Annotated in this window: 14 protein-coding genes; 9 read left to right on the forward strand and 5 right to left on the reverse strand. The window is 59.7% G+C overall.

What is annotated here, in order from left to right:
• Window positions 1–109 precede the first annotated feature (109 nt).
• Window positions 110–2,293 (reverse strand): OsmC domain/YcaO domain-containing protein, encoded by a 2,184-nt coding sequence (locus DU506_RS10865; protein ID WP_114486960.1) that lies wholly within the window; start codon window positions 2,291–2,293, stop codon window positions 110–112.
• Window positions 2,294–2,568: 275 nt separating this feature from the next.
• Here DU506_RS10865 and DU506_RS10870 point away from each other — a divergent pair, with 275 nt between their 5' ends.
• The 4 genes from DU506_RS10870 to DU506_RS10885 are packed head-to-tail and all read left to right on the forward strand — an operon-like array spanning window position 2,569 to window position 8,976.
• The gene (locus DU506_RS10870) at window positions 2,569–3,768 is read left to right on the forward strand and encodes an efflux RND transporter periplasmic adaptor subunit (protein WP_114486961.1); all 1,200 of its coding nucleotides are present in this window, start codon (window positions 2,569–2,571) and stop codon (window positions 3,766–3,768) included.
• Window positions 3,765–6,860, forward strand: a complete 3,096-nt coding sequence (locus DU506_RS10875) for an efflux RND transporter permease subunit (protein ID WP_114486962.1) — start codon at window positions 3,765–3,767, stop codon at window positions 6,858–6,860. The genes DU506_RS10870 and DU506_RS10875 overlap by 4 nt, the downstream gene beginning before the upstream one ends.
• Window positions 6,860–8,269, forward strand: a complete 1,410-nt coding sequence (locus tag DU506_RS10880; RefSeq protein WP_114486963.1) for an ATP-binding protein — start codon at window positions 6,860–6,862, stop codon at window positions 8,267–8,269. The genes DU506_RS10875 and DU506_RS10880 overlap by 1 nt, the downstream gene beginning before the upstream one ends.
• Window positions 8,266–8,976 (forward strand): response regulator, encoded by a 711-nt coding sequence (locus DU506_RS10885; RefSeq protein ID WP_114486964.1) that lies wholly within the window; start codon window positions 8,266–8,268, stop codon window positions 8,974–8,976. The genes DU506_RS10880 and DU506_RS10885 overlap by 4 nt, the downstream gene beginning before the upstream one ends.
• An 8-nt stretch (window positions 8,977–8,984) precedes the next feature.
• Here the strand turns inward: DU506_RS10885 and DU506_RS10890 are convergent, their stop codons facing one another.
• Window positions 8,985–9,845 carry an alpha/beta hydrolase gene (locus DU506_RS10890; RefSeq protein WP_114486965.1) on the reverse strand — a complete coding sequence of 287 codons (861 nt, stop codon included), beginning with the start codon at window positions 9,843–9,845 and terminating at the stop codon, window positions 8,985–8,987.
• A 225-nt stretch (window positions 9,846–10,070) separates the two neighbouring features.
• On the opposite strand from DU506_RS10890, the gene DU506_RS10895 reads away from it, so the two are divergent.
• The 4 genes from DU506_RS10895 to dauA all read left to right on the forward strand — a co-directional run bounded on the left by DU506_RS10895 (window position 10,071) and on the right by dauA (window position 15,500).
• Entirely contained in the window at window positions 10,071–10,457 is a 387-nt protein-coding gene (locus tag DU506_RS10895; protein ID WP_114486966.1) for a hypothetical protein, read from the forward strand.
• A gap of 186 nt (window positions 10,458–10,643) precedes the next feature.
• Window positions 10,644–12,692 carry a choline BCCT transporter BetT gene (gene betT / locus DU506_RS10900; protein ID WP_114486967.1) on the forward strand — a complete coding sequence of 683 codons (2,049 nt, stop codon included), beginning with the start codon at window positions 10,644–10,646 and terminating at the stop codon, window positions 12,690–12,692.
• A 227-nt stretch (window positions 12,693–12,919) separates the two neighbouring features.
• Window positions 12,920–13,663 (forward strand): ZIP family metal transporter, encoded by a 744-nt coding sequence (locus DU506_RS10905; protein ID WP_114486968.1) that lies wholly within the window; start codon window positions 12,920–12,922, stop codon window positions 13,661–13,663.
• A 91-nt stretch (window positions 13,664–13,754) separates the two neighbouring features.
• Window positions 13,755–15,500, forward strand: coding sequence for a C4-dicarboxylic acid transporter DauA (dauA, locus tag DU506_RS10910; protein WP_114486969.1), 1,746 nt, complete (start codon window positions 13,755–13,757; stop codon window positions 15,498–15,500).
• A gap of 94 nt (window positions 15,501–15,594) precedes the next feature.
• On the opposite strand, the gene DU506_RS10915 is transcribed toward dauA, so the two are convergent.
• From DU506_RS10915 to exaC, 3 genes are all read right to left on the reverse strand, one after another.
• Window positions 15,595–15,975: a cupin domain-containing protein gene (locus DU506_RS10915; RefSeq protein WP_328587974.1), complete on the reverse strand. Its 381-nt coding sequence runs from the start codon at window positions 15,973–15,975 to the stop codon at window positions 15,595–15,597.
• 309 nt (window positions 15,976–16,284) lie between these two features.
• Window positions 16,285–16,914, reverse strand: coding sequence for a methyltransferase domain-containing protein (locus tag DU506_RS10920; RefSeq protein WP_114486970.1), 630 nt, complete (start codon window positions 16,912–16,914; stop codon window positions 16,285–16,287).
• A 154-nt stretch (window positions 16,915–17,068) separates the two neighbouring features.
• Window positions 17,069–18,589: an acetaldehyde dehydrogenase ExaC gene (exaC, locus tag DU506_RS10925; protein WP_114486971.1), complete on the reverse strand. Its 1,521-nt coding sequence runs from the start codon at window positions 18,587–18,589 to the stop codon at window positions 17,069–17,071.
• Window positions 18,590–18,709: 120 nt separating this feature from the next.
• Between exaC and DU506_RS10930 the strand changes: the two genes are divergently transcribed.
• On the forward strand, window positions 18,710–19,408 hold the full coding sequence (locus DU506_RS10930) for a response regulator transcription factor (protein WP_114486972.1): 699 nt from the start codon (window positions 18,710–18,712) through the stop codon (window positions 19,406–19,408).
• Window positions 19,409–19,410 lie beyond the last annotated feature (2 nt).

The following is a 19,410-nucleotide window of genomic DNA, read 5'->3' on the forward strand; positions in this document are numbered from 1 at the left end:
CATGCCTGTCTGTTTTGTGGCTATCTTTTCCATAGCCTTAAAGTAGACCAGTCAGTCTAGTTCTGTCAAGAAACGCGACCCGTCAAGAACAGCAACACGCGGCAGTAGCTTACACCCCCGCTTTAGCCGCGCGGGCCGCGTGGAGTTTCTTGTAGCTTTCGACCAGGCGTTGGTGCCTGTCGAGGCCTTCCAGCTGCATATTGGTCGGGGTCAGGCCATGGAAACGCACCTCACCGCTTACCGAGCCCACCACGGCGGCCATGGCGTCTTGGCCAAACATGCGCTGGAAGCTGTGCAGGTAATCTTCAAGCACCAGATCGGCATCCAGAGCGATTTCCAGCACCGCGTTGACCGCCTGATAGAACAGACCGCGCTCGATGGTGTTGTCGTTGTACTGCAGGAACATCTGCACGCAGTCCAACGCTTCTTCATGGCGCTGGAGTGCCAGGTAAATAAGCAGCTTGAGTTCCAGAATGGTGAGCTGCCCCCAGACGGTGTTTTCATCGAACTCGATACCGAGCAAGGTGATGATATCGGCATGGTCGTCCATCTGGCTGTCTTCCAGGCGCGCGACCAGGTCGGCCAGCTGATCGTCATCCAGGCCATGCAGGTTGAGAATGTCCTCGCGATACTCCAGCGACTTGTTGGTGTTGTCCCAGATTAGTTCCTCCACGGGATACACTTCCGAGTAGCCCGGCACCAGAATACGGCACACCGGCGCGCCAAGGTCCTCATGCACCGCCATATAGACTTCGGCGCCCAGCTCCTCGAAGATGCCCAGCAGTGTCGCGGCTTCTTGCTCGTTGGTGCCCGAAAAATCCCATTCGCAGAACTCGAAGTCCGGCTTGGCACTGAAGAAACGCCAGGAAACCACACCCACCGAGTCGATAAAGTGCTCGACGAAGTTGTTCGGTTCGGCGACCGTCTGGGAGTTGAAGGTGGGTAACGGCAGGTCGTTCAGGCCCTCGAAGCTGCGACCCTGGAGCAGCTCGGTCAGGCTGCGCTCCAACGCTACTTCGAAGCTGGGGTGCGCGCCAAATGAGGCAAACACGCCACCGGTGCGCGGGTTCATCAGCGTGACGCACATCACCGGGAATTGCCCGCCCATGGAGGCATCCTTGACCAGTACCGGGAAGCCCTGGGCTTCCAGGGCGTTAATGCCTTCGACAATGCTGGGGTACTTCGCCAGCACCTCTTGCGGCACGTCCGGTAGCGTCAGTTCCTGTTCGAGAATCTCGCGCTTCACCGCCCGTTCGAAAATTTCCGAGAGGCACTGTACCTGCGCTTCCACCAGCGTATTGCCGGCGCTCATGCCGTTACTCAGGAACAGGTTTTCGATCAGGTTGGACGGGAAGTAGATCGTTTCCCCATCCGACTGGCGCACAAACGGCAGCGAGACGATGCCGCGATCGGTACGCCCGGAGTTGGTGTCGATCAAGTGCGAGCCGCACAACTCACCGTCGGGGTTGTAGATCTCCAGACAGTGCTCATCGAGAATCTCTTCGGGCAGCGAATCAGCAGGTCCTGGCTGGAACCACTTTTCATCGGGGTAGTGAACAAAGGCGCTACCCGCAATTTCTTCACCGAAAAACTGATCGTTATAGAAGAAGTTGCAGCTCAGCCGCTCGATAAACTCGCCCAGCGCCGAGCACAGCGCGCTCTCCTTGGTGGCACCCTTGCCGTTGGTGAAACACATCGGAGAGGCCGCATCGCGGATATGCAGCGACCATACATGGGGCACGATATTGCGCCAGGAGGCGATCTCGATCTTCATGCCCAGATCCGCCAGAATCCCGCTCATGTTGGCGATGGTCTGCTCCAACGGCAGGTCCTTGCCTTCAATATAGGTAGTGCTACCTTCCGGCGCGCCCATCAGCAGCGCCTGGGCGTCTTCATCGATGTTCTCGACCGTCTCGATCTGGAACTCGGGATTGGTTTGCACCACTTTCTTGACCGTGCAGCGGTCGATGGAGCGTAGAATGCCTTCGCGGTCCTTGGCGGAGATATCCTCCGGCAGCTCGACCTGAATCTTGAAAATCTGTTTGTAGCGGTTTTCCGGGTCGACGATGTTGTTCTGGGAAAGGCGGATATTCTCGGTGGGAATATCCCGTGCGTTGCAGTACACCTTCACGAAGTAAGCGGCGCACATGGCCGAAGAAGCCAGAAAATAATCGAACGGACCCGGTGCCGAGCCATCGCCCTTGTAGCGGATCGGTTGGTCTGAGATAACGCTGAAATCGTCGAACTTTGCTTCCAGCCGGAGGTTGTCGAGATAATTGACTTTGATTTCCATGAGCGGGGCGTCCGGATAGAGGAATGGGTCTAGGCCATAGGCTGATTGGCGGCCATTATCCAGTTTTTAACCCACTGCGTCTCGGGGAAGCGTTGCGCTCAAGTTATCCAGATATGGATAAACAGGCTCTGAATAGCTTAATCAGGCACTTGCCATGCACCACGGCCTGAAGCGTCCACCCATTTGCACATTGTTTACACCCTTATTGCCTAATCGCTGCGCGCCGATCGGCGATGCTAGATTAAGTTGTCGTTACTCACGGAGACACTCCCGGAATGCCCCCTTCTCATCCGTCTTACCGCCATCATCAGCAAGGGCGATTCCGCTTGGGTGCGCTGGCTGCCCTGCTGGTGTTGGCGGCGGGACTGGCTGGCGCCTGGTGGCTACTCAACCAGCCGCCACGCATCGAACGTCGCCCACCTCCCGAGCCCATGCCGCCGTTGGTGGATATCGTGATCGCCGAACGGCGTGCTGAAGCACCCGAGTTTTACGGCTTCGGCCGCGTCATCGCGGAACAGGAAGTCCGTCTGGCCAGCCGTGTCGGCGGCCAGCTGGAACGCTTTGCCGAAGGGGTATTCCCTGGCCAGGTGGTGGAATCCGGCCAGGCGCTGGCGTATATCGACCAGGCTGACCTGGCGCTTGCGCTACAGGATGCCGAGGCCCAGCTAAGCCAGGCCCAGGCTGCTCTCGCCCTTGAACGTGGCGAACAGCAGCGCGCCCAGAGCGACTACCAGGCCTTCGGGCGCACGCTTTCCGCAGAGCGCCGCGCCCTGGTACTGCGCGAACCCCAATTACGCCAGGCTCAGGCCCAATTGGCGCAGGCCCAGGTGATCCTCGACCAGGCCCGGCTTAATCTGAAGCGCGCCACCCTCAGCGCCCCCTGGCGCGCCGTGGTGCAGGAACGCCTGATTGGCGCCGGAAGCTTGCTTAGCCAAGGCACTGAAGTGATGCATCTGGTGGGGGTGGAACGCTTCTGGGTGCGTGCTTCTCTGCCCGGCGAATGGCTGCCCTGGCTCGACACCGAAAGCGAGGTCACCCTGGAAAGCCGGGGCTGGCCCAGTGGCGCTATCCGCCAGGGGGAAGTGATTTCGATCTTGCCCAGCCTGGAAGAAAACGGCCTTCAGGCCCAGTTGCTGGTAGCGGTGGACGACCCCCTGGCCTTGGAAAGTGACGGCCCGGCCCTGCGTCTGGGCGATATTCTTCGTGCCAATTTCTCGCCCACCGCCCAGGAAGCCTTGATCGCCCTGCCGGCGGCGGCCGTTCGCCCCGGCGAGCGGGTATGGTGGCTGGATGAAGATGACCGTTTGCGTCAATCCCGGGTCGAGCTTGCCTACCGGGGCGAAGACAGACTCTTGATTCGTGCGGGTATCGAACCCGGCAGCCGCGTGGTGGTGGCGGGCCTGGCTCAACCGCGTGAAGGCCAGGAAGTGCGACCGCGTCAGCGTGACGCTGAGCCCCAGGAGCCCGGCTCATGATGCGCCGCGGCCCGCTGGCCTGGATGGTTGACCATGGCGTCGCGCCCAACCTCTTGATGATTCTGCTGATCGCCGGGGGGTTCTTTGCTTCGCTCACCATCAAGAAAGAGATCTTTCCCGACTTCGAGACCGAGATCGTTCAGGTCAGCATCAGCTACCCCGGCGCCACCCCGGAAGACGTGGAACAAAGCCTGCTCTTGCCGGTGGAAGCCGCCCTGGCCGATGTCGAAGGCATCGATGAGTTGACCGCCTATGCCAATGAAGGCAGTGCGCGCCTCAATGCCACCCTGATCGATGGGGTGGAAGTCATGCGGGTCTATCAGGATATTCAGCAGGCGGTGAATGCCATCACCACCCTGCCCGGCGCCGCCGACCCGCCACGCTTCACTTTGGCCGGGCGCTCGCGCAGCGTGGTCAGCCTGCAGGTGCACGGCCAGGTGGACCTGGCCATTTTGCACAACGCCGCCGAGGATCTACGCGCCGAGCTCCAGGCGCTTTCCGGTATTTCCCGGGCCGAGCTTTCCGGCAACCGTGCCCGGGAAATTCAGGTGCGGCTGGATGAAGAAGCCATCGCTCGCTTCGGGCTGGACCACCGCCAACTGGCTGCGCGTATCAGCGAGGAAGCCCTGGATCTCGCCGGGGGCCAACTGGCGACCCTGGAAGGCGAATGGCTGGTGCGTTATCAGGGGCGGCGCAACACTGCCCAGGAATTTGCCGACCTGCCGATTTTTACCAGCGACAGCGGCACCCCTGTGCGGCTCGGCACCATCGCCGAGGTAATCGATGGCTTTGCCGAAACCGATCAGGAAGTGTTCTATAACGGCGAACCGGGCTTGACCGTGGAGGTTTACCAGATCGGCGATCAGACCCCCACCGGCATTTCCGAGGCCGTGAGCGGCGAGCTTGAACGCTTGCACGCCGGGCTGCCCGAAGGCGTTTCATTGAGTGTCTCGCGGGACAGCTCCGAGCTTTACTCGGATCGCCTTGGCCTGTTGCTCAAGAATGCCTGGATGGGTCTTGCCCTGGTATTGGTGCTGATGGCGCTGTTTCTCGAAGCCCGGCTGGCATTCTGGGTCACCCTGGGCATCCCTACCGCTTTCCTGGGCGCCATGCTGTTTCTGCCCTGGTTCGGGGTGTCGCTCAACTTGATGTCGATGTTCGCCTTCATCATCGCCCTGGGGATCGTGGTCGACGATGCCATCATGGTCGGCGAGAACATCTACAGCTACCGCGAACAGGGCTATTCGTTGCGCGATGCGGCGGTGCGCGGGGCCCGGGAAATCGCCACCCCCATCACCTTCGCCATTCTGTCCAACATCGTTGCCTTCTTGCCGCTGTTGTTCCTGCCCGGCTTTCTCGGCTTGATCTTCGCCACCGTGCCGGTCGTGGTGGTCACGGTGTTTCTGATTTCCTGGCTGGAAGCGCTGTTCATCCTACCCGCCCATCTGGCGCATAGCCGCAAGCCCAGGGTCACGCCTGCCTGGCAACGCCCCCTGGAAGCGGTGCGCCGTACCATGCAAGGCGGGCTGGAGCGCTTCACCCATCAGCATTTCGCCCCCTTTCTGGAACGTGCCCTGAACCAGCGCCTGCTCAGTGTGGCGCTGGCAGTGATGATCCTGATTGTGGCCCTGGCCTGGGCAATGAGCGGTCGTTTGGGCTTTTCATTGATGCCAAGGGTGGAATCCGACCAGGTCCAGGCCAGTATCAGCCTGCCTATCGGCAGCCCCATCAACCTGAGCCGTGACTTGAGCGGGCAGTTGCTTGATGCCGCCGAGAGGCTCAGCGCCCGGGAAGACGACCTGGCGTTCAGCGGCACACAAAGCCGACTGGACGGCGAAGCCTTGAGCGTGCGCCTGGATATCGCCCCGCAAAGCCTCGATGACTGGCCGCCCTCGCGGGTGGCCCGAGCCTGGCGCGAACTCAGCGGCGATCTGGTCGGGGCGCAATCGGTACGCTTTGAATCCGATGTTGGCGGCCCCGGAAGCGGCGCCGCCCTGTCCCTGCGCCTCTCGCACCCCGACACCCTGGTACTCGAAGCCGCCGCCGAGCGACTGGCGCTCGAGCTAAGCGAATACGGCCTCACCGATATCGACAGCGGCCTGGGGGACGGCAAACCGCAGCTGGACCTTCGTCTTTCTCCCGAAGGGCGCGCTCTGGGGCTTTCCGGCACCGACCTGGCCCAGGCGCTGCGTGGCTCGCTCCAGGGGGCCACGGCGGTGGAGCAACATTCGGGGCGCAGCGAGATCAGTATCGAGGTGCGCTTGCCGCAACCCGACCGGGACAGCTTGAACGAGCTGTATCGGATGCCGATACGCACGCCGGACGGACTGAGCGTGCCGCTTTCCCGGGTGGCGGATATCATGCTGACCCAGGCCTCCAGCAGCCTGCAGCGGATTGACGGCCGACGCATCATCGATGTCAGCGCCGATACTGACGGCGACCTGCCCATCAACCAGGTGCTGGCGACCTTGCAGCAAGAGGTGTTTCCCGGCATGGAAGCTGCCTGGCCGGGGCTGGAAATCGGCCTCGGCGGGCGCCAGCAGGATACCGCCGATAACCTGGCCACGCTGAGGACCGCGATGTGGCTGATGCTCGCGGCTCTTTACGCCCTCCTGGCGATTCCGTTTCGCAGCTACCTTCAGCCACTGCTGGTCATGGCAGCGATTCCCTTCGGGGTGGTGGGCGCGGTGGCCGGGCACATGATCATGGGGTTCGGTCTTTCGATCATCAGCCTGCTGGGAATGCTGGCGCTCTCCGGGGTGGTGATCAACGATGCACTGGTGCTGATCGACTACGCCAACCGCAAGCGACGCGAAGGCATGGCGCCGCGCGAAGCCATCATGGCGGCCGCCACGCGGCGCCTGAGGCCGATCATGATGACCACGCTGACCACTTTCCTGGGGTTGGCACCGATGATTCTGGAAACCTCGCGCCAGGCGCGTTTCATGATTCCCATGGCGATTTCGCTGGGCTTCGGTATGTTGTTCGCTACCGTGATCCTGCTGGTACTGGTGCCCTGTCTGTACCTGGGGCTGGAAAATCTACGGGAGCGCCTGGGGGCGTTCTCTTCAGGCAAAGGAGCCGTGTCCTGATGGCAAGGCCTTCTTTTCGATGGGCTATCTCGCCCCTCGGACTCAAGCTGTTCGTGATCATTCTGAGCGTCAACGTGGCGATTTCCGCCGCGGTGTTTCTTGCGGTTTCTCACAGCATTGACCGCGGCTTTCTGGATTATCTGAACCAGGCCCAGCAACGCCGTGCGGAAACCCTGGCCGAAGGGCTGGTTAATCAGTGGCGTCGACACGGCGACTGGGAGTGGCTGGCCCGCTCCCCTGAGCGCTGGCCGCAACTGGTACGTCAGGCGCTGACCGAGGAGCGCCGCCGCCAACCGTCTCCCTTGGGAGAAGCCCATGACTTCGTGCTACGCGCCCCCAGCGGCGCTTTCGTGATTCCGCCCCAAGAGGAGGACCCCGACGATTCCGCTGACTGGCGCTGGTTGCCGTTGAGCGACCGCGATACGGTCATCGGAGAATTGGGCTATCGGCCGCCGCAACAGATGATGGAACGCATGGAGCGCGGCTTTCTCGCACGCCAACAGCGTAACCTGATGATCATTCTCGCTTCACTGGGCGTCGCTTCGCTGCTGCTCGCTGGGGGGCTTTCCTGGTGGCTGGGGCGGCGCACCCGGGCGCTGGCCCTGGCGACTCGCCGGCTGACGGAAGGCGATTACGCCACTCGCCTGAAAGGCAAAGGCCGCGATGAGCTGGCGCGCCTGGCACGGGATTTCAACGTCCTGGCGGCAACCCTGGAAGCCAACCGCGAAGCCCGTGCTCGCTGGGTATCGGACACCGCCCATGAATTGCGTACCCCCCTTGCCGTCTTGCGCGGTGAAATCGAAGCCATGCAGGACGGGATTCGCCCCCTCGACCAGGAAAATCTCGGGTCGCTGGCCCAGGAAGTCAGCCAACTCGAACGCCTGGTAACCGACCTGCGCCTGCTTTCGCAAAGCGACGCCGGGGCCCTGGAAACGCAACTCGCGCCACTGGATCTCAGCCATAGCCTCAAGACCCGCCTGCTCGACGCCCATGGCTGGCTTTCCGACAGCGGTCTGACACTCAATACCGAAATCGCTCCCGGGGTAATGATTCGGGGTGACAGCCAACGCCTGCGCCAGTTATGGAACAACCTGCTGGACAATAGTTGCGCCTATACCACACCGCCCGGCACCCTGGCGGTGAGCCTGTACCGCAAGGCGGACAAAGCGGTGATGACCTGGCAAGACAGCGCGCCCGGCGTACCCGAACGGGATCTCGACCGCCTGACCGAGCGTCTTTACCGGGTGGAAGGTTCGCGTAGCCGCGCCAGTGGCGGCAGCGGTCTGGGGCTTTCGATTGCCAGCGCCTTGGTAAAGGCCCATGGCGGCACCATGGTCGCCTCGACCTCCGCCCTTGGCGGCCTGTGCTGGACGCTGACGTTTCCTCTTCTGACGGATAAAACCCAATGACCTCAAGTGCAACCGATCAACTGCTGATCGTCGAAGACGAACCCAAGATTGCTCGACTGGTGGCGGACTACCTGGAAAGCAGTGGCTTCACCACTCATCATCTGAACCACGGCGACCTGGTGCTGCCCTGGCTGGAAGACGCCACGACGTCTCCTTCCCTGGTGTTATTGGACCTGATGCTGCCGGGCACCGATGGCCTGACGCTGTGCCGGGAAATTCGCCAGCGCTGGCCTGGCATCGCTATCATCATGCTGACCGCCCGGGTGGAAGAAGTCGACCGGCTGCTGGGCCTGGAACTCGGCGCCGACGACTACATCTGCAAGCCGTTCAGTCCGCGAGAAGTCGTGGCCCGCGTCAAGGCCGTGCTGCGGCGTAGCCAGGCGACTCAGGATGCTCCCACCGACCTGGCCTCGCAGGCACTTTTGACACTCGACGAAGACGGTTGGCGAGCACTCGCCAGCGGCCAGGACATCGCCCTGACCGCCGTGGAGTTTCAGTTATTGAAAGTATTGATGCAGGCGCCCGGGCGCATCTTCAGTCGCGAACAGCTGATGGATCACATGTACCGTGACCACCGTATCGTGTCCGAGCGTACCGTCGACAGCCACATCAAGAAGCTGCGCAAGAAGATCAACGAAGCCTTGCCCGAACATGACATCATTCGTTCGGTCTATAGCGTCGGTTACAAGTATCAACCCGAAGGCTAGGCCGAACGCTAGAACACCTGCTGATTCAAAAAGGCGATGCCCGCATCCACGGCATTGCCCCGGGTCAGGAAGCTGGTGATGTGGCCGCGAAAATGCTGTAGATAAAGTTCGCTTTCCACGCCGTTGGCTTTCAGTTCGTCATAGAAATCCGTGGCATGATCCAGCGGCACCAACCGATCCCAGGTGCCATGAAAGAGAAAGAACGGCGGCGCTTGCGGGGTAATATGCCGAGCGGGGGATGCCAGGTAATACCCTTCGGGTTCCTCGGCACGGGTACCGCCAATGAACTCCACCACCAGACGCCCGTCGGCGAACTTGAACAGGTCACTGGGCAAGCCGCCGGCAACCACGGCCGCCAGACGCGTATGCTCGCCACCATAAGGCTCGGCCAGGGGGCCTTCGGCACCGGAAAGTGCCAGCAGGCTTACCAGATGCGCCCCGGACGAAAACCCCACCCCGACGATACGCTGCGTATCCACCCGCCACCCATCAGCCTGCGCATGCAGCCACGCCATGGCTTGCTGAAGGTCGTAGACCGGCTCTGGGAATTTATACTCGGGTGCCTTGCGGTGTTCGATATTGATCACCACGTAGCCTTGTTCGGCTAGCTTGCGCGAGATGCTCTGCATGTCTTCGGGGCCACGGTTCTGCCAGCCACCACCGTGAACCACCAGAGCGGCGGGCCTTAAGCCCCCCCCCGGTGTTTCGGGCAGATAGACATTCGCTTCAAGGGCTTCCGGCCAGTCGCTGGGGGTATAGGTTTGTCCTTCAATGCGTTTGAAATCCAACGTATCTCTTCCTACGTCCGCAGTATTCGCCGCCGGCTCGCCTTGGCTGGCCAGATGTGTTCCCCCGCACCCGGCGGCCATCAAGGCAACGCCTCCCGTCAGCACTAGATATAGCCACTTTTTCACCTGAGCGCTCCCCTGAGTGATGGTTTGAGAAATAGTCTAAGAGATAATTTAAGCCATGGTTTAAGAAATAGTTTGGGAGATGGCTTGAGAGATAGACGTCATGATTGTTGCACAATACCTGCAATGACCTTGCACAGCGCCCGATGATACTGCAGTTGTCCACTCACAAGGAGAACTCACATGACCGCTCAACGTATCAGCAAGTTTTTGGCACCCGCCCTTTTCGCACTGGCCATCGCCCCTTTCACCTTGACCGCACAGGCCGGCCAGGACGATGACAAGGCAGAGCGCGGCCATGGACGCATGCAGCTCCATGAGGAACACCGCCAAGCGCTACATGAGCGCGCCGGGTTCGATGAAGAGACCCGCGCGGAACTCGCCAGCGCCCATGAAGAATATCTCGCCGCTAGACGTGAATTACGTGACCAACACCGCGAACGCATGGATGAAATTCTCGACGAAGACGAACAACAGGCCTTGCACGATGCCATGCAGGAAATGCGCACGGAAATGCGCGAAAAGGCCCGCGATAACCACGGCAATCGTGGTGAGCGCAACAGTGACTGACGCTTAGCGATAAATCCAAGGATAGCCCATAGTTAGCTTGAAACGCCCGGCCCAGCCGGGCGTTTCTGCGTTCGGCTTGCGCAAGACACGACTTGAAGCGCCAAGGGAAAGCGGGTATTTTATTTGAACGTTCATTTAAAATAAATCCTCCAAGACCTTTCCCTTATCGACAGGAGTTAGCCCTGCATGGCGCATGACAACCCCGTCCAAGCCCCTCGTGACCGGCTGAACCCCGTGGTATTCCACGGCAGTGTCGCCGGTATTGTGGTGTTTCTGGCACTCACCATGTTGTTCACCGAACAGGCGGGGGCATTCTTTGATGCCGGTCTGGCCTGGGTCAGCAAGACCTTCGGCTGGTACTACATGCTGGCCATCGTGGCCTATCTGGTGTTTGTGATACTGATCGGCGTTTCGCGCTATGGCAGCATTCGCCTCGGGCCGGATCATTCGCGCCCCGAATTCTCGCTGCTTTCCTGGTCGGCGATGCTGTTTGCCGCCGGTATCGGTATCGACCTGCTGTTCTTCAGTGTCGCCGAGCCTGTGGCCCACTATCTGGCGCCGCCGGACCTTACCCCGGAAAGCCAGGCGGCAATGCGTAACGCCGTCGTCCAGACCTACCTGCACTGGGGGGTTTCCGGTTGGGGCCTGTATGTGTTGATGGGGATGGCCCTGGCCTATTTCAGCTACCGCCATCGTCTGCCCCTGGCGATTCGCAGCGCGCTCTATCCGTTGCTGGGCAAGCGCATTCACGGCCCGATCGGTAATGCCGTGGATATCACGGCGGTGATTTCCACCGTTTTCGGTATCGCCACCAGCCTGGGTATCGGCGTGATGCAGCTTAATTACGGCCTGGCGTACATGTTCGATGTACCGGAAAGCTTGAGCGTGCAGATCATCCTGATTGCCCTGGTGGTGATTCTGGCCACCATCTCGGTGGTAAGCGGGGTTGAAAAAGGCATTCGACGTCTGTCCGAGTTCAACATGCTGCTCGCCCTGGCGCTGATGCTGTTCGTACTGTTTCAAGGCAACACCTTGGTACTGCTGGATAAACTGGTGATCAATGCCGGGGATTACTTGTCCGGTTTCGTGGGCAAGAGCTTCGACACCTACGCCTTTGCCGGTGAAGAAGCCCAAGAATGGAAGATGTGGTGGACGATCTTCTTCTGGGGCTGGTGGATTGCCTGGACGCCATTCGTCGGCCTGTTCCTGGCGCGTATTTCGCGCGGACGTACCATTCGTGAATTCGTCGCCGGCGCCCTGTTCATTCCTCTGGCGTTCATGATGGTGTGGATGTCGATATTCGGCAATAGCGGGATAGACCTTGTCGCCAACCAGGGTGTCACTGAACTGGGCGTCCAGGCGCTGAACACGCCGCAAACCACGATGTATACCCTGCTGGAATATTATCCGTTTGTGTCCATTACCGCTGCCGTGGTAACCGTGCTGGGGATTGTCTTTTTCATTACCTCGGCGGATTCCGGCGCCCTAGTATTGGCCAATTTCACCTCCATTCTGAGTGACGTCAACCATGACGCCCCGGTGAGGCTGCGTATTTTCTGGTCGGTCATCATCGGGCTCATCACCATTGCGCTGTTGATGGCGGGTGGTCTGGCTGCGCTACAAAGTGCGGTGGTGATCACGGCGCTACCCTTCTCGCTGGTGATTTTTGCGATCATGGTGGGCATGGTCAAGGCGTTGAAACTGGAGGGCAGCAAAGCCGATGCTCGGCGCCAGATTGCCGGCAGCGCCCCGGGAGGCGATTGGCGTGAACGCCTGGACCGTGCCCTGGATACCTCCACCCGCGCCGGTGCCGCCGCGACACTCGAGCATTCGATTCGCCCGGCCATGACGCAGTTCGCCCAGGAGCTTGAAAGCCGTGGCCAGACGGCCAACGTCACCGAAGAACATGCGGAGGGAGAATCACTTCCCAACCTGACGCTACAGGTCGATTTTGGCGATGCCACCAGCTTTGTGTATCAGGTTTGCCCGCATCGCATGCGCACCCCGAGTTTCATCCCAGCGGATGACGACTACTATGTGCGCCTCGATGTCTATCTTGCCGAAGGCGGCCAGGATAAAGACCTGAACGGCTACACACGTGGTCAGGTGATTGGCGATCTGGTGGCCGAATACGAGCGTCACCTGCACTTTTTGGCCCTGGCCGGTCAGCAGGGCAACATCCAGGCCATGCCCGGCACCATCGGCGAACCGCCGGAGGATGCCACCCAGGGCTGAACGCCTGTACTTACGTTTTACCCATCGCTACTTTTTTGAGCGGTTCCTCTTCCCAGCCCTTCAGGCTGGGTTTTTTTATGCGCTATGCACTGGGCTTCAGGCCCCAGGATTTTGTATTAAATAAGCGCGCCGTTTAAGCTTTAGCCTTATTAATTTATTCCTTGTTGAGTTGTTTCATCGCCCGCGCCCCGGACCTCGCCTAACGGCTAAAAGCTCAGGAGCCGCTCATGTCGTTCGATGTCACTTTATGGACGGTATTCGTCGCCGCCATGATTACTGCCCTGGCCACCGGCCTCGGTGCAGTGCCCTTCTTGTTCGTCAAGCAGTTCAGCAGATATTGGCTCAGCCTGTTCAATGCGACCGCTGCCGGTCTGATGCTGGCCGCCAGCCATAGTTTGCTGGTGGAAGGGGCCAATAATGACCCTTGGCTAACCATGCTGGGCATGGTCGTGGGACTGGCATTGATCAATGTATCCGATCTATGGATTTCTCGGCGCGGTGCGCCGGATATCAGTGACCTGCACGGGGCCAACGCCCGCAAGGCCTTGTTGATTTTGGGGATCATGACTATTCACTCCTTTGCCGAAGGAGTGGGAGTCGGGGTGTCATACGGCGGCGGTGAGGCGTTGGGGATGTTCATTACTACCGCCATTGCAGTACACAACATTCCCGAGGGGTTAGCGATCAGCCTAGTGCTGATACCGCGCGGTATGTCGGCATGGAAGGCCGGGGGCTGGAGCATTTTCACCAGTTTGCCGCAGCCGTTGATGGCGGTACCGGCGTTTCTATTCGTCACCCTGTTTGCGCCGTTCCTGCCGTTCGGGCTGGGGCTGGCCGCCGGGGCGATGATCTGGATGGTGTTTGCCGAATTGGTACCGGATGCCATGCAGGACGCGTCCAGCACAGCCGTGGCCACCATGGTGACGCTGGCCTTTGTGCTGATGTTCGGCTTCCAATACCTGATCCATTAAAGGGCTGGAAGCTCTGTCATACCTTGGCCGCCTTGCGAGCCACTTGGGGTGGGCGTAGCGTATCGGCTCCTTTCACTAAGGCACGGTGGCAATGTCGCGCAGAACCAAGACCCCCAGTTACATCTTTCCTCTCCCCGGCCGGGCATTGTTCAATGCCTGGCGCGAAGGCTACAGTCTGGCCGCCTTCAAGCGTGATCTCATGGCCGGGTTGACCATCGGCATTGTCGCCGTGCCGCTGTCCATGGCGCTGGCAATTGCCACCGGGGTCCCGCCCCAGCACGGCCTCTACACCGCTATCGTGGCCGGTGCGGTTATCGCCTTGACCGGTGGCTCACGCTTCAATATTTCCGGCCCCACCGCCGCCTTCGTGGTGATACTGTTTCCGATCGTGGCCAATCACGGCATCGGGGGGCTGCTGATCGCCACGCTAATGGCGGGGCTGATCCTCGTCGCTCTGGGTCTGGCGCGATTGGGCAGCCTGATCCAGTTCGTCCCCTACCCGGTGGTATTAGGTTTTACCGCCGGGATCGGGGTGGTGATCGCCCTGTTGCAGGTGCCTGACTTTCTGGGTCTGACTGGGGTGGCGCTTGGCGACAGCACGCCACACAACGCCATCGCCATTGTTCACGCCTTGCCGAGTATCGCTCCGGCGGAACTGGGCATCGGGCTGATCACTCTGGCGACCTTGCTGCTATGGCCCCGCCTGAATACCGCCGTGCCCGCGCCGTTGGTCGGCTTGGCCGTGGGAACCCTGGCAGCGGCCTTGCTCATGGCGTTCGGCGGCGACGTGGATACCATCGCCTCGCGCTTTAGCTGGGAACTCGAAGGCCAAAGCGGTAGCGGCATTCCGCCTTTTGCGCCGAGTCTGGTGGCTCCCTGGCACTTGCCGGGAGCCGATGGCACGCCTCTCAGCGTGAATTTCGAGTTGATTCGTGAACTGCTCGGCCCAGCCCTGGCGATTGCCTTATTGGCCGCCATTGAATCATTGCTTTGCGCCGTGGTGGCGGACGGCCTGACCCGTACGCGACACGACCCCAATGCCGAGTTACTGGGGCAAGGTATCGGCAATATCATCGTACCGTTCTTCGGCGGCATCACGGCCACGGCGGCGCTTGCACGCACCGCCACCAACATCAAGAGCGGGGCTTTTTCGCCGGTAGCGGCGCTGGTGCATTCTCTTGTGGTATTGCTGGCGGTGGTGGCGCTGGCAGGCATCCTGGGGTTGGTTCCCATGGCAGCGCTGGCGGCACTTCTGTTCATCATTGCCTGGAACATGAGCGAAGCGCGCCATTTCGTCCACACCTTGAAAACTGCTCCGCTCACTGACGTCCTGGTATTGGTGATCTGCTTCGGCCTGACGGTCATTTTCGACATGGTGCTGGCCGTCGCAGTGGGCATGGGCCTGGCCGCCGCCCTGTTCATTCGGCGCATGGCGCAACTCACTCATGCCCGGCGCCTGAATAGTCCAGAAGATCAGGCCACCTATCACCTGCCCGCCAAGGTGACGCTTTACAAGATATCGGGGCCTCTATTCTTCGGTGCCGCGGAAAAAGCCATGGCATCGCTGCGTATCGTCGATCATGGGGTGAATGTGGTCATGCTCGACATGCAGGACGTACCCAGCCTTGATGCCACCGCCATTGTGGCGCTGGATGGATTACGCCAGGAGTTACACGACCAGCAGATAGGAGTGATTTTCATCGGTCTGCCCGCACGTATGGTGGTCAAGTTGAAGCGTGCGGGAATCAAGCGTGAAGCCGGAAAACTGGCGGTGGTTTCCAACATTGAGCAGGCTCGGCGCCTGGCAAACCGTTGGCTGGAAAGACAACAAACCTGAAAGCTATTCATCGGCTGATAAGGTCACCGGGTGATAAAAGGTGCTGCACGTCAGAGCAACGTGCAGCACTCGGCGTGAATAAAATCACCGGCATTCAGTTGCGAGGATCATCTTCCTCGTTGATGTATTCGATTCCCCAGGGTCCTTCACCATGCAGCTGGATCATGGTTTCTCCCTCGGCATAGCCATACATGGCATCGCCCGGCGACATGATGGCGTATCCTCCTACCGGCAATTTCTGGGTCTCGTCGCGGTTAAACTCCTCACCTTGGGCAAAATGCAGTGTCCCTTCAAGTACCGTGACCCTTTCATAGGCCGGGTGGGTATGCGGCTTGATCTCGTAGCCATCTTCAAGCTTGAGGCGGAAGGTGAAGGGGGCTCCCTCACTCAACGTTCCCTCAATGTTAGCCATTTGCGCACCTTCACCCATCGAGGCCACCGGCCCCCATTCCAGGTCTTCCGGCGTACCCAGCAGATGTCCTTCACCTTGGTAAGTATCCGCCTACAAGCCGCCCGATGCACCGCTCATGACCAAGGCCACAATCCCGCTGCTCAGTAGGGTTGTCTTAACGTTCATGGCCGTTGCTCCTCTATGGTTTTCCTGTGTGGCTACATTCCTCTTCAGTGTTGATATGACCTTCAATTGGCATTGATGATTGCCACCCATTGAGTATAGCGATACTGACTACAGCTGCCGTGCAAAAGGCAAACAGATCGAAAAAATCACTTTTGTGTTAAATAACGAGCTTTGTGTTGAATAACGAGCAAAGAAGAGAGGCCGCCATCAGGGCCGCATCGCGACATCCTGCAACGAGAAAGCCGCCAGCTGGGTCGGCTGGCCAAGATGCGAATGCCATTCCCCGACCCCACCGAAACGCACGCGATAACCGTTACGCCGCGCCACGCCCTGAGCCCAATCGCGAAAGCGGTCGCGTGGCCATTCAAACTTGTGGTCGGGGTCACGAAACTCGCCGTCTTCCAGGTCGAACAGCGGGTTGTATTCGCTGTTGGGGGTGGTCATGACCAGATAGCCGGGGCGTAACCCACCGAAAACCACCTGCTCCACAGCGGATAAACGCTCGGGGGGTATGTGCTCGATGGTTTCCACCATGGCCGCGCCCGCGAACCCGGTGAGCGCGGGGTGATGTTCGGTATAAGAACCGCATACCAGCTCCAGACGCCCCTGGCGTGCCTGCGGCAGCCTACCCAGACGAAACTTGGCTTGAGCCAGCAATTCCCCGCTCAACTCCAAGCCTACCAATTTCTCGAACTGAGGCTGATGGAGTAGATATTGCAAGAGCCCACCCGAACCGCAGCCCAAATCCAGTACTTTGCGAGCACCGCTGGCACGCAGCCGCTCCACCACGTGAAGAAGCCGCTGTTGGTGTAAATCCGGCGCTTCGATATCGCTCATGATCCGCCTTGTGTTGGGCAAAGCCGCCATGATGCAGCAAAGTTTCGCTACCTTGTAGCAAGAAAATGCAAATGAAGGAATAAGGCACGAAGAACCGTACGTGGGAGAACCAAAAAAACCGCTCAGGCCCAGTACCTGAGCGGGAAAATAAGGCTTAGAAAAAGCCCAGCGGATTGATGTCGTAGCTCACCAGCAAGTTTTTGGTTTGCTGGTAGTGTTCAAGCGCCACCTTGTGGGTTTCGCGACCCACCCCGGACTTCTTGTAGCCACCGAATGCCGCATGTGCCGGGTACTGGTGATAGCAGTTGGTCCAGACGCGCCCGGCCTGAATGCCACGTCCCATGCGGAAAGCGACATTCATGTCGCGGCTCCATACCCCGGCGCCCAGACCGAACTCGGTGTCGTTGGCGATCGCTAAGGCTTCCTCTTCGTCCTTGAAAGTGGTGACCGCCACTACCGGACCGAAGATTTCTTCCTGGAAGACGCGCATCTTGTTATTGCCCTTGAGCAAGGTCGGCTGAATGTAATAGCCATTGCTTAGCGGAGCATCCAGTGACTCCTTATCCCCACCGCTCAAGAACTCGGCGCCCTCTTCACGGGCGATATCCATGTAGGACATGATCTTGTCGAACTGTTCCTGGGAGGCCTGGGCGCCCACCTGGACATCGGTATCCAGGGGATTGCCGCGTTTGATGCTCTGGGTACGCTCGATCACCTTGGCCATGAAGTCGTCATACATCGACTCCTGAATCAGCGCCCGCGAGGGGCAGGTGCAGACTTCGCCCTGGTTGAAAAACGCCAGCACCAGTCCTTCCACGGCCTTGTCGATGAATTGAGGCTCGGCATTCATGATGTCGGCAAAGTAAATGTTGGGTGATTTCCCTCCCAGCTCCACGGTAGAGGGTATGATGTTCTCGGCGGCGCACTTGAGAATGTGCGAGCCCACCGGGGTGGAGCCGGTGAAGGCAATCTTGGCGATACGCTTGCTGGTGGCCAGTGCCTGGCCTGCTTCGGCGCCATAGCCGTTGACGATATTGAGCACGCCGGGAGGCAAGAGATCACCGACCAGCTCGGCCAGCTTGAGGATCGACGCCGGGGTCTGCTCGGCGGGCTTGAGTACCACGCAGTTACCTGCGGCAAGCGCTGGCGCGAGTTTCCATACCGCCATCAGTATCGGGAAGTTCCAGGGAATGATCTGCCCCACAACACCCAATGGCTCATGAAAATGGTAGGCCACGGTATTGGCATCGATATCCGCCGCGGTACCTTCCTGAGCGCGGATGCAGCCGGCAAAGTAGCGGAAATGGTCGATCGCCAATGGAATGTCGGCGTTGAGTGTTTCACGCACGGCCTTGCCATTGTCCCAGGTTTCCGCCACGGCGAGCATTTCCAGGTTCTGCTCCATGCGATCGGCAATCTTGAGCAGAAGATTGCTGCGCTCCCCTGCGGAAGTCTTGCCCCAGGCAGGTGCCGCTTGATGGGCGGCGTCCAGGGCTTTGTCGATATCTTCGCCGCTGGAACGGGGGATCTCGCAGAATACCTCGCCGTTGACGGGGCTGATGTTGTCGAAGTACTGCCCTTTTACCGGCGCGACGAATTCACCGCCGATAAAATTACCATAGCGCTTTTCAAACGAGACGACTGAACCTGATTGTCCGGGATTTGCATAGATCATGGTAACGCTCCTGAGTATTATCATTATTGGGTTAGCTACCGCACCAGTGTTGGCTAGATAAGATGGCGGTGACATACCCCAACGGCAGGAGACGCCCTCGTTCCTTGGTAGGAGATAAGCATGTATACCCTGATGGTGGCTGATGACCATCCGCTGTTTCGTGATGCGATAAGCGCGGTGATAACCACTGGGTTACCCAATAGTCGCCTGCTGGAAGCCGCGAGTCTTGCCCAGGCATTGGCGCTGGCCGAGGAAAATCAGGAGCTGGATTTGCTGCTACTGGATCTCAGCCTTCCCGATGCCGAAGACCTGAGCGGCTTACAGGCCCTTCGCCAGCGGTTTCCCAGCTTGGCGGTGGCGATCGTTTCCGCCCAGCAGGAGCGCCGACTGGTACTGGAAGCCATCACCATGGGAGCCGTGGGATATATTCCGAAATCAACGCCACGTAAGGCATTGCTCGCGGCAATCGGTCAAATACTCGAAGGCCAGGTCTATTTGCCACCTGATATCATGCGCCAGCCACCCGAGCCGGCCGTACCGTCACCCGACTCCCTGTTACGCCAACGCTTGACCTGCCTTACCGCCAAGCAGCTGGATGTACTCAGTTGCATGACGACCGGAGCCTCCAATAAGCTGATTGCGCGTGAATTGAACATTGCCGAAACCACCGTCAAGACGCATGTATCCGCTATCTTGCGTAAGCTTGACGCTACAAGCCGGGTTCAAGCGATCGTCATGGTGGCCGAGGCGGATCTCAGCGGCTACCTCAGGCAGCGTCACCAAGATGAAGACAGCCGTCAAAACCCCGAGAAGCAATAAAT

This window comes from Vreelandella rituensis, from assembly GCF_003336665.1.
Lineage (GTDB): Bacteria > Pseudomonadota > Gammaproteobacteria > Pseudomonadales > Halomonadaceae > Vreelandella > Vreelandella rituensis.

Excerpts from the sequence above, each read along its gene's own strand:
- exaC (WP_114486971.1), bottom strand. The coding sequence starts at position 18,589 with ATGATCTATGCAAATCCCGGACAATCAGGTTCAGTCGTCTCGTTTGAA.
- DU506_RS10875 (WP_114486962.1), top strand. The coding sequence starts at position 3,765 with ATGATGCGCCGCGGCCCGCTGGCCTGGATGGTTGACCATGGCGTCGCG.
- DU506_RS10905 (WP_114486968.1), top strand. The coding sequence starts at position 12,920 with ATGTCGTTCGATGTCACTTTATGGACGGTATTCGTCGCCGCCATGATT.
- DU506_RS10885 (WP_114486964.1), top strand. The coding sequence starts at position 8,266 with ATGACCTCAAGTGCAACCGATCAACTGCTGATCGTCGAAGACGAACCC.
- DU506_RS10865 (WP_114486960.1), bottom strand. The coding sequence starts at position 2,293 with ATGGAAATCAAAGTCAATTATCTCGACAACCTCCGGCTGGAAGCAAAG.
- DU506_RS10880 (WP_114486963.1), top strand. The coding sequence starts at position 6,860 with ATGGCAAGGCCTTCTTTTCGATGGGCTATCTCGCCCCTCGGACTCAAG.
- DU506_RS10920 (WP_114486970.1), bottom strand. The coding sequence starts at position 16,914 with ATGAGCGATATCGAAGCGCCGGATTTACACCAACAGCGGCTTCTTCAC.
- betT (WP_114486967.1), top strand. The coding sequence starts at position 10,644 with ATGGCGCATGACAACCCCGTCCAAGCCCCTCGTGACCGGCTGAACCCC.
- DU506_RS10870 (WP_114486961.1), top strand. The coding sequence starts at position 2,569 with ATGCCCCCTTCTCATCCGTCTTACCGCCATCATCAGCAAGGGCGATTC.
- dauA (WP_114486969.1), top strand. The coding sequence starts at position 13,755 with ATGTCGCGCAGAACCAAGACCCCCAGTTACATCTTTCCTCTCCCCGGC.
- DU506_RS10890 (WP_114486965.1), bottom strand. The coding sequence starts at position 9,845 with ATGGCCGCCGGGTGCGGGGGAACACATCTGGCCAGCCAAGGCGAGCCG.
- DU506_RS10930 (WP_114486972.1), top strand. The coding sequence starts at position 18,710 with ATGTATACCCTGATGGTGGCTGATGACCATCCGCTGTTTCGTGATGCG.
- DU506_RS10895 (WP_114486966.1), top strand. The coding sequence starts at position 10,071 with ATGACCGCTCAACGTATCAGCAAGTTTTTGGCACCCGCCCTTTTCGCA.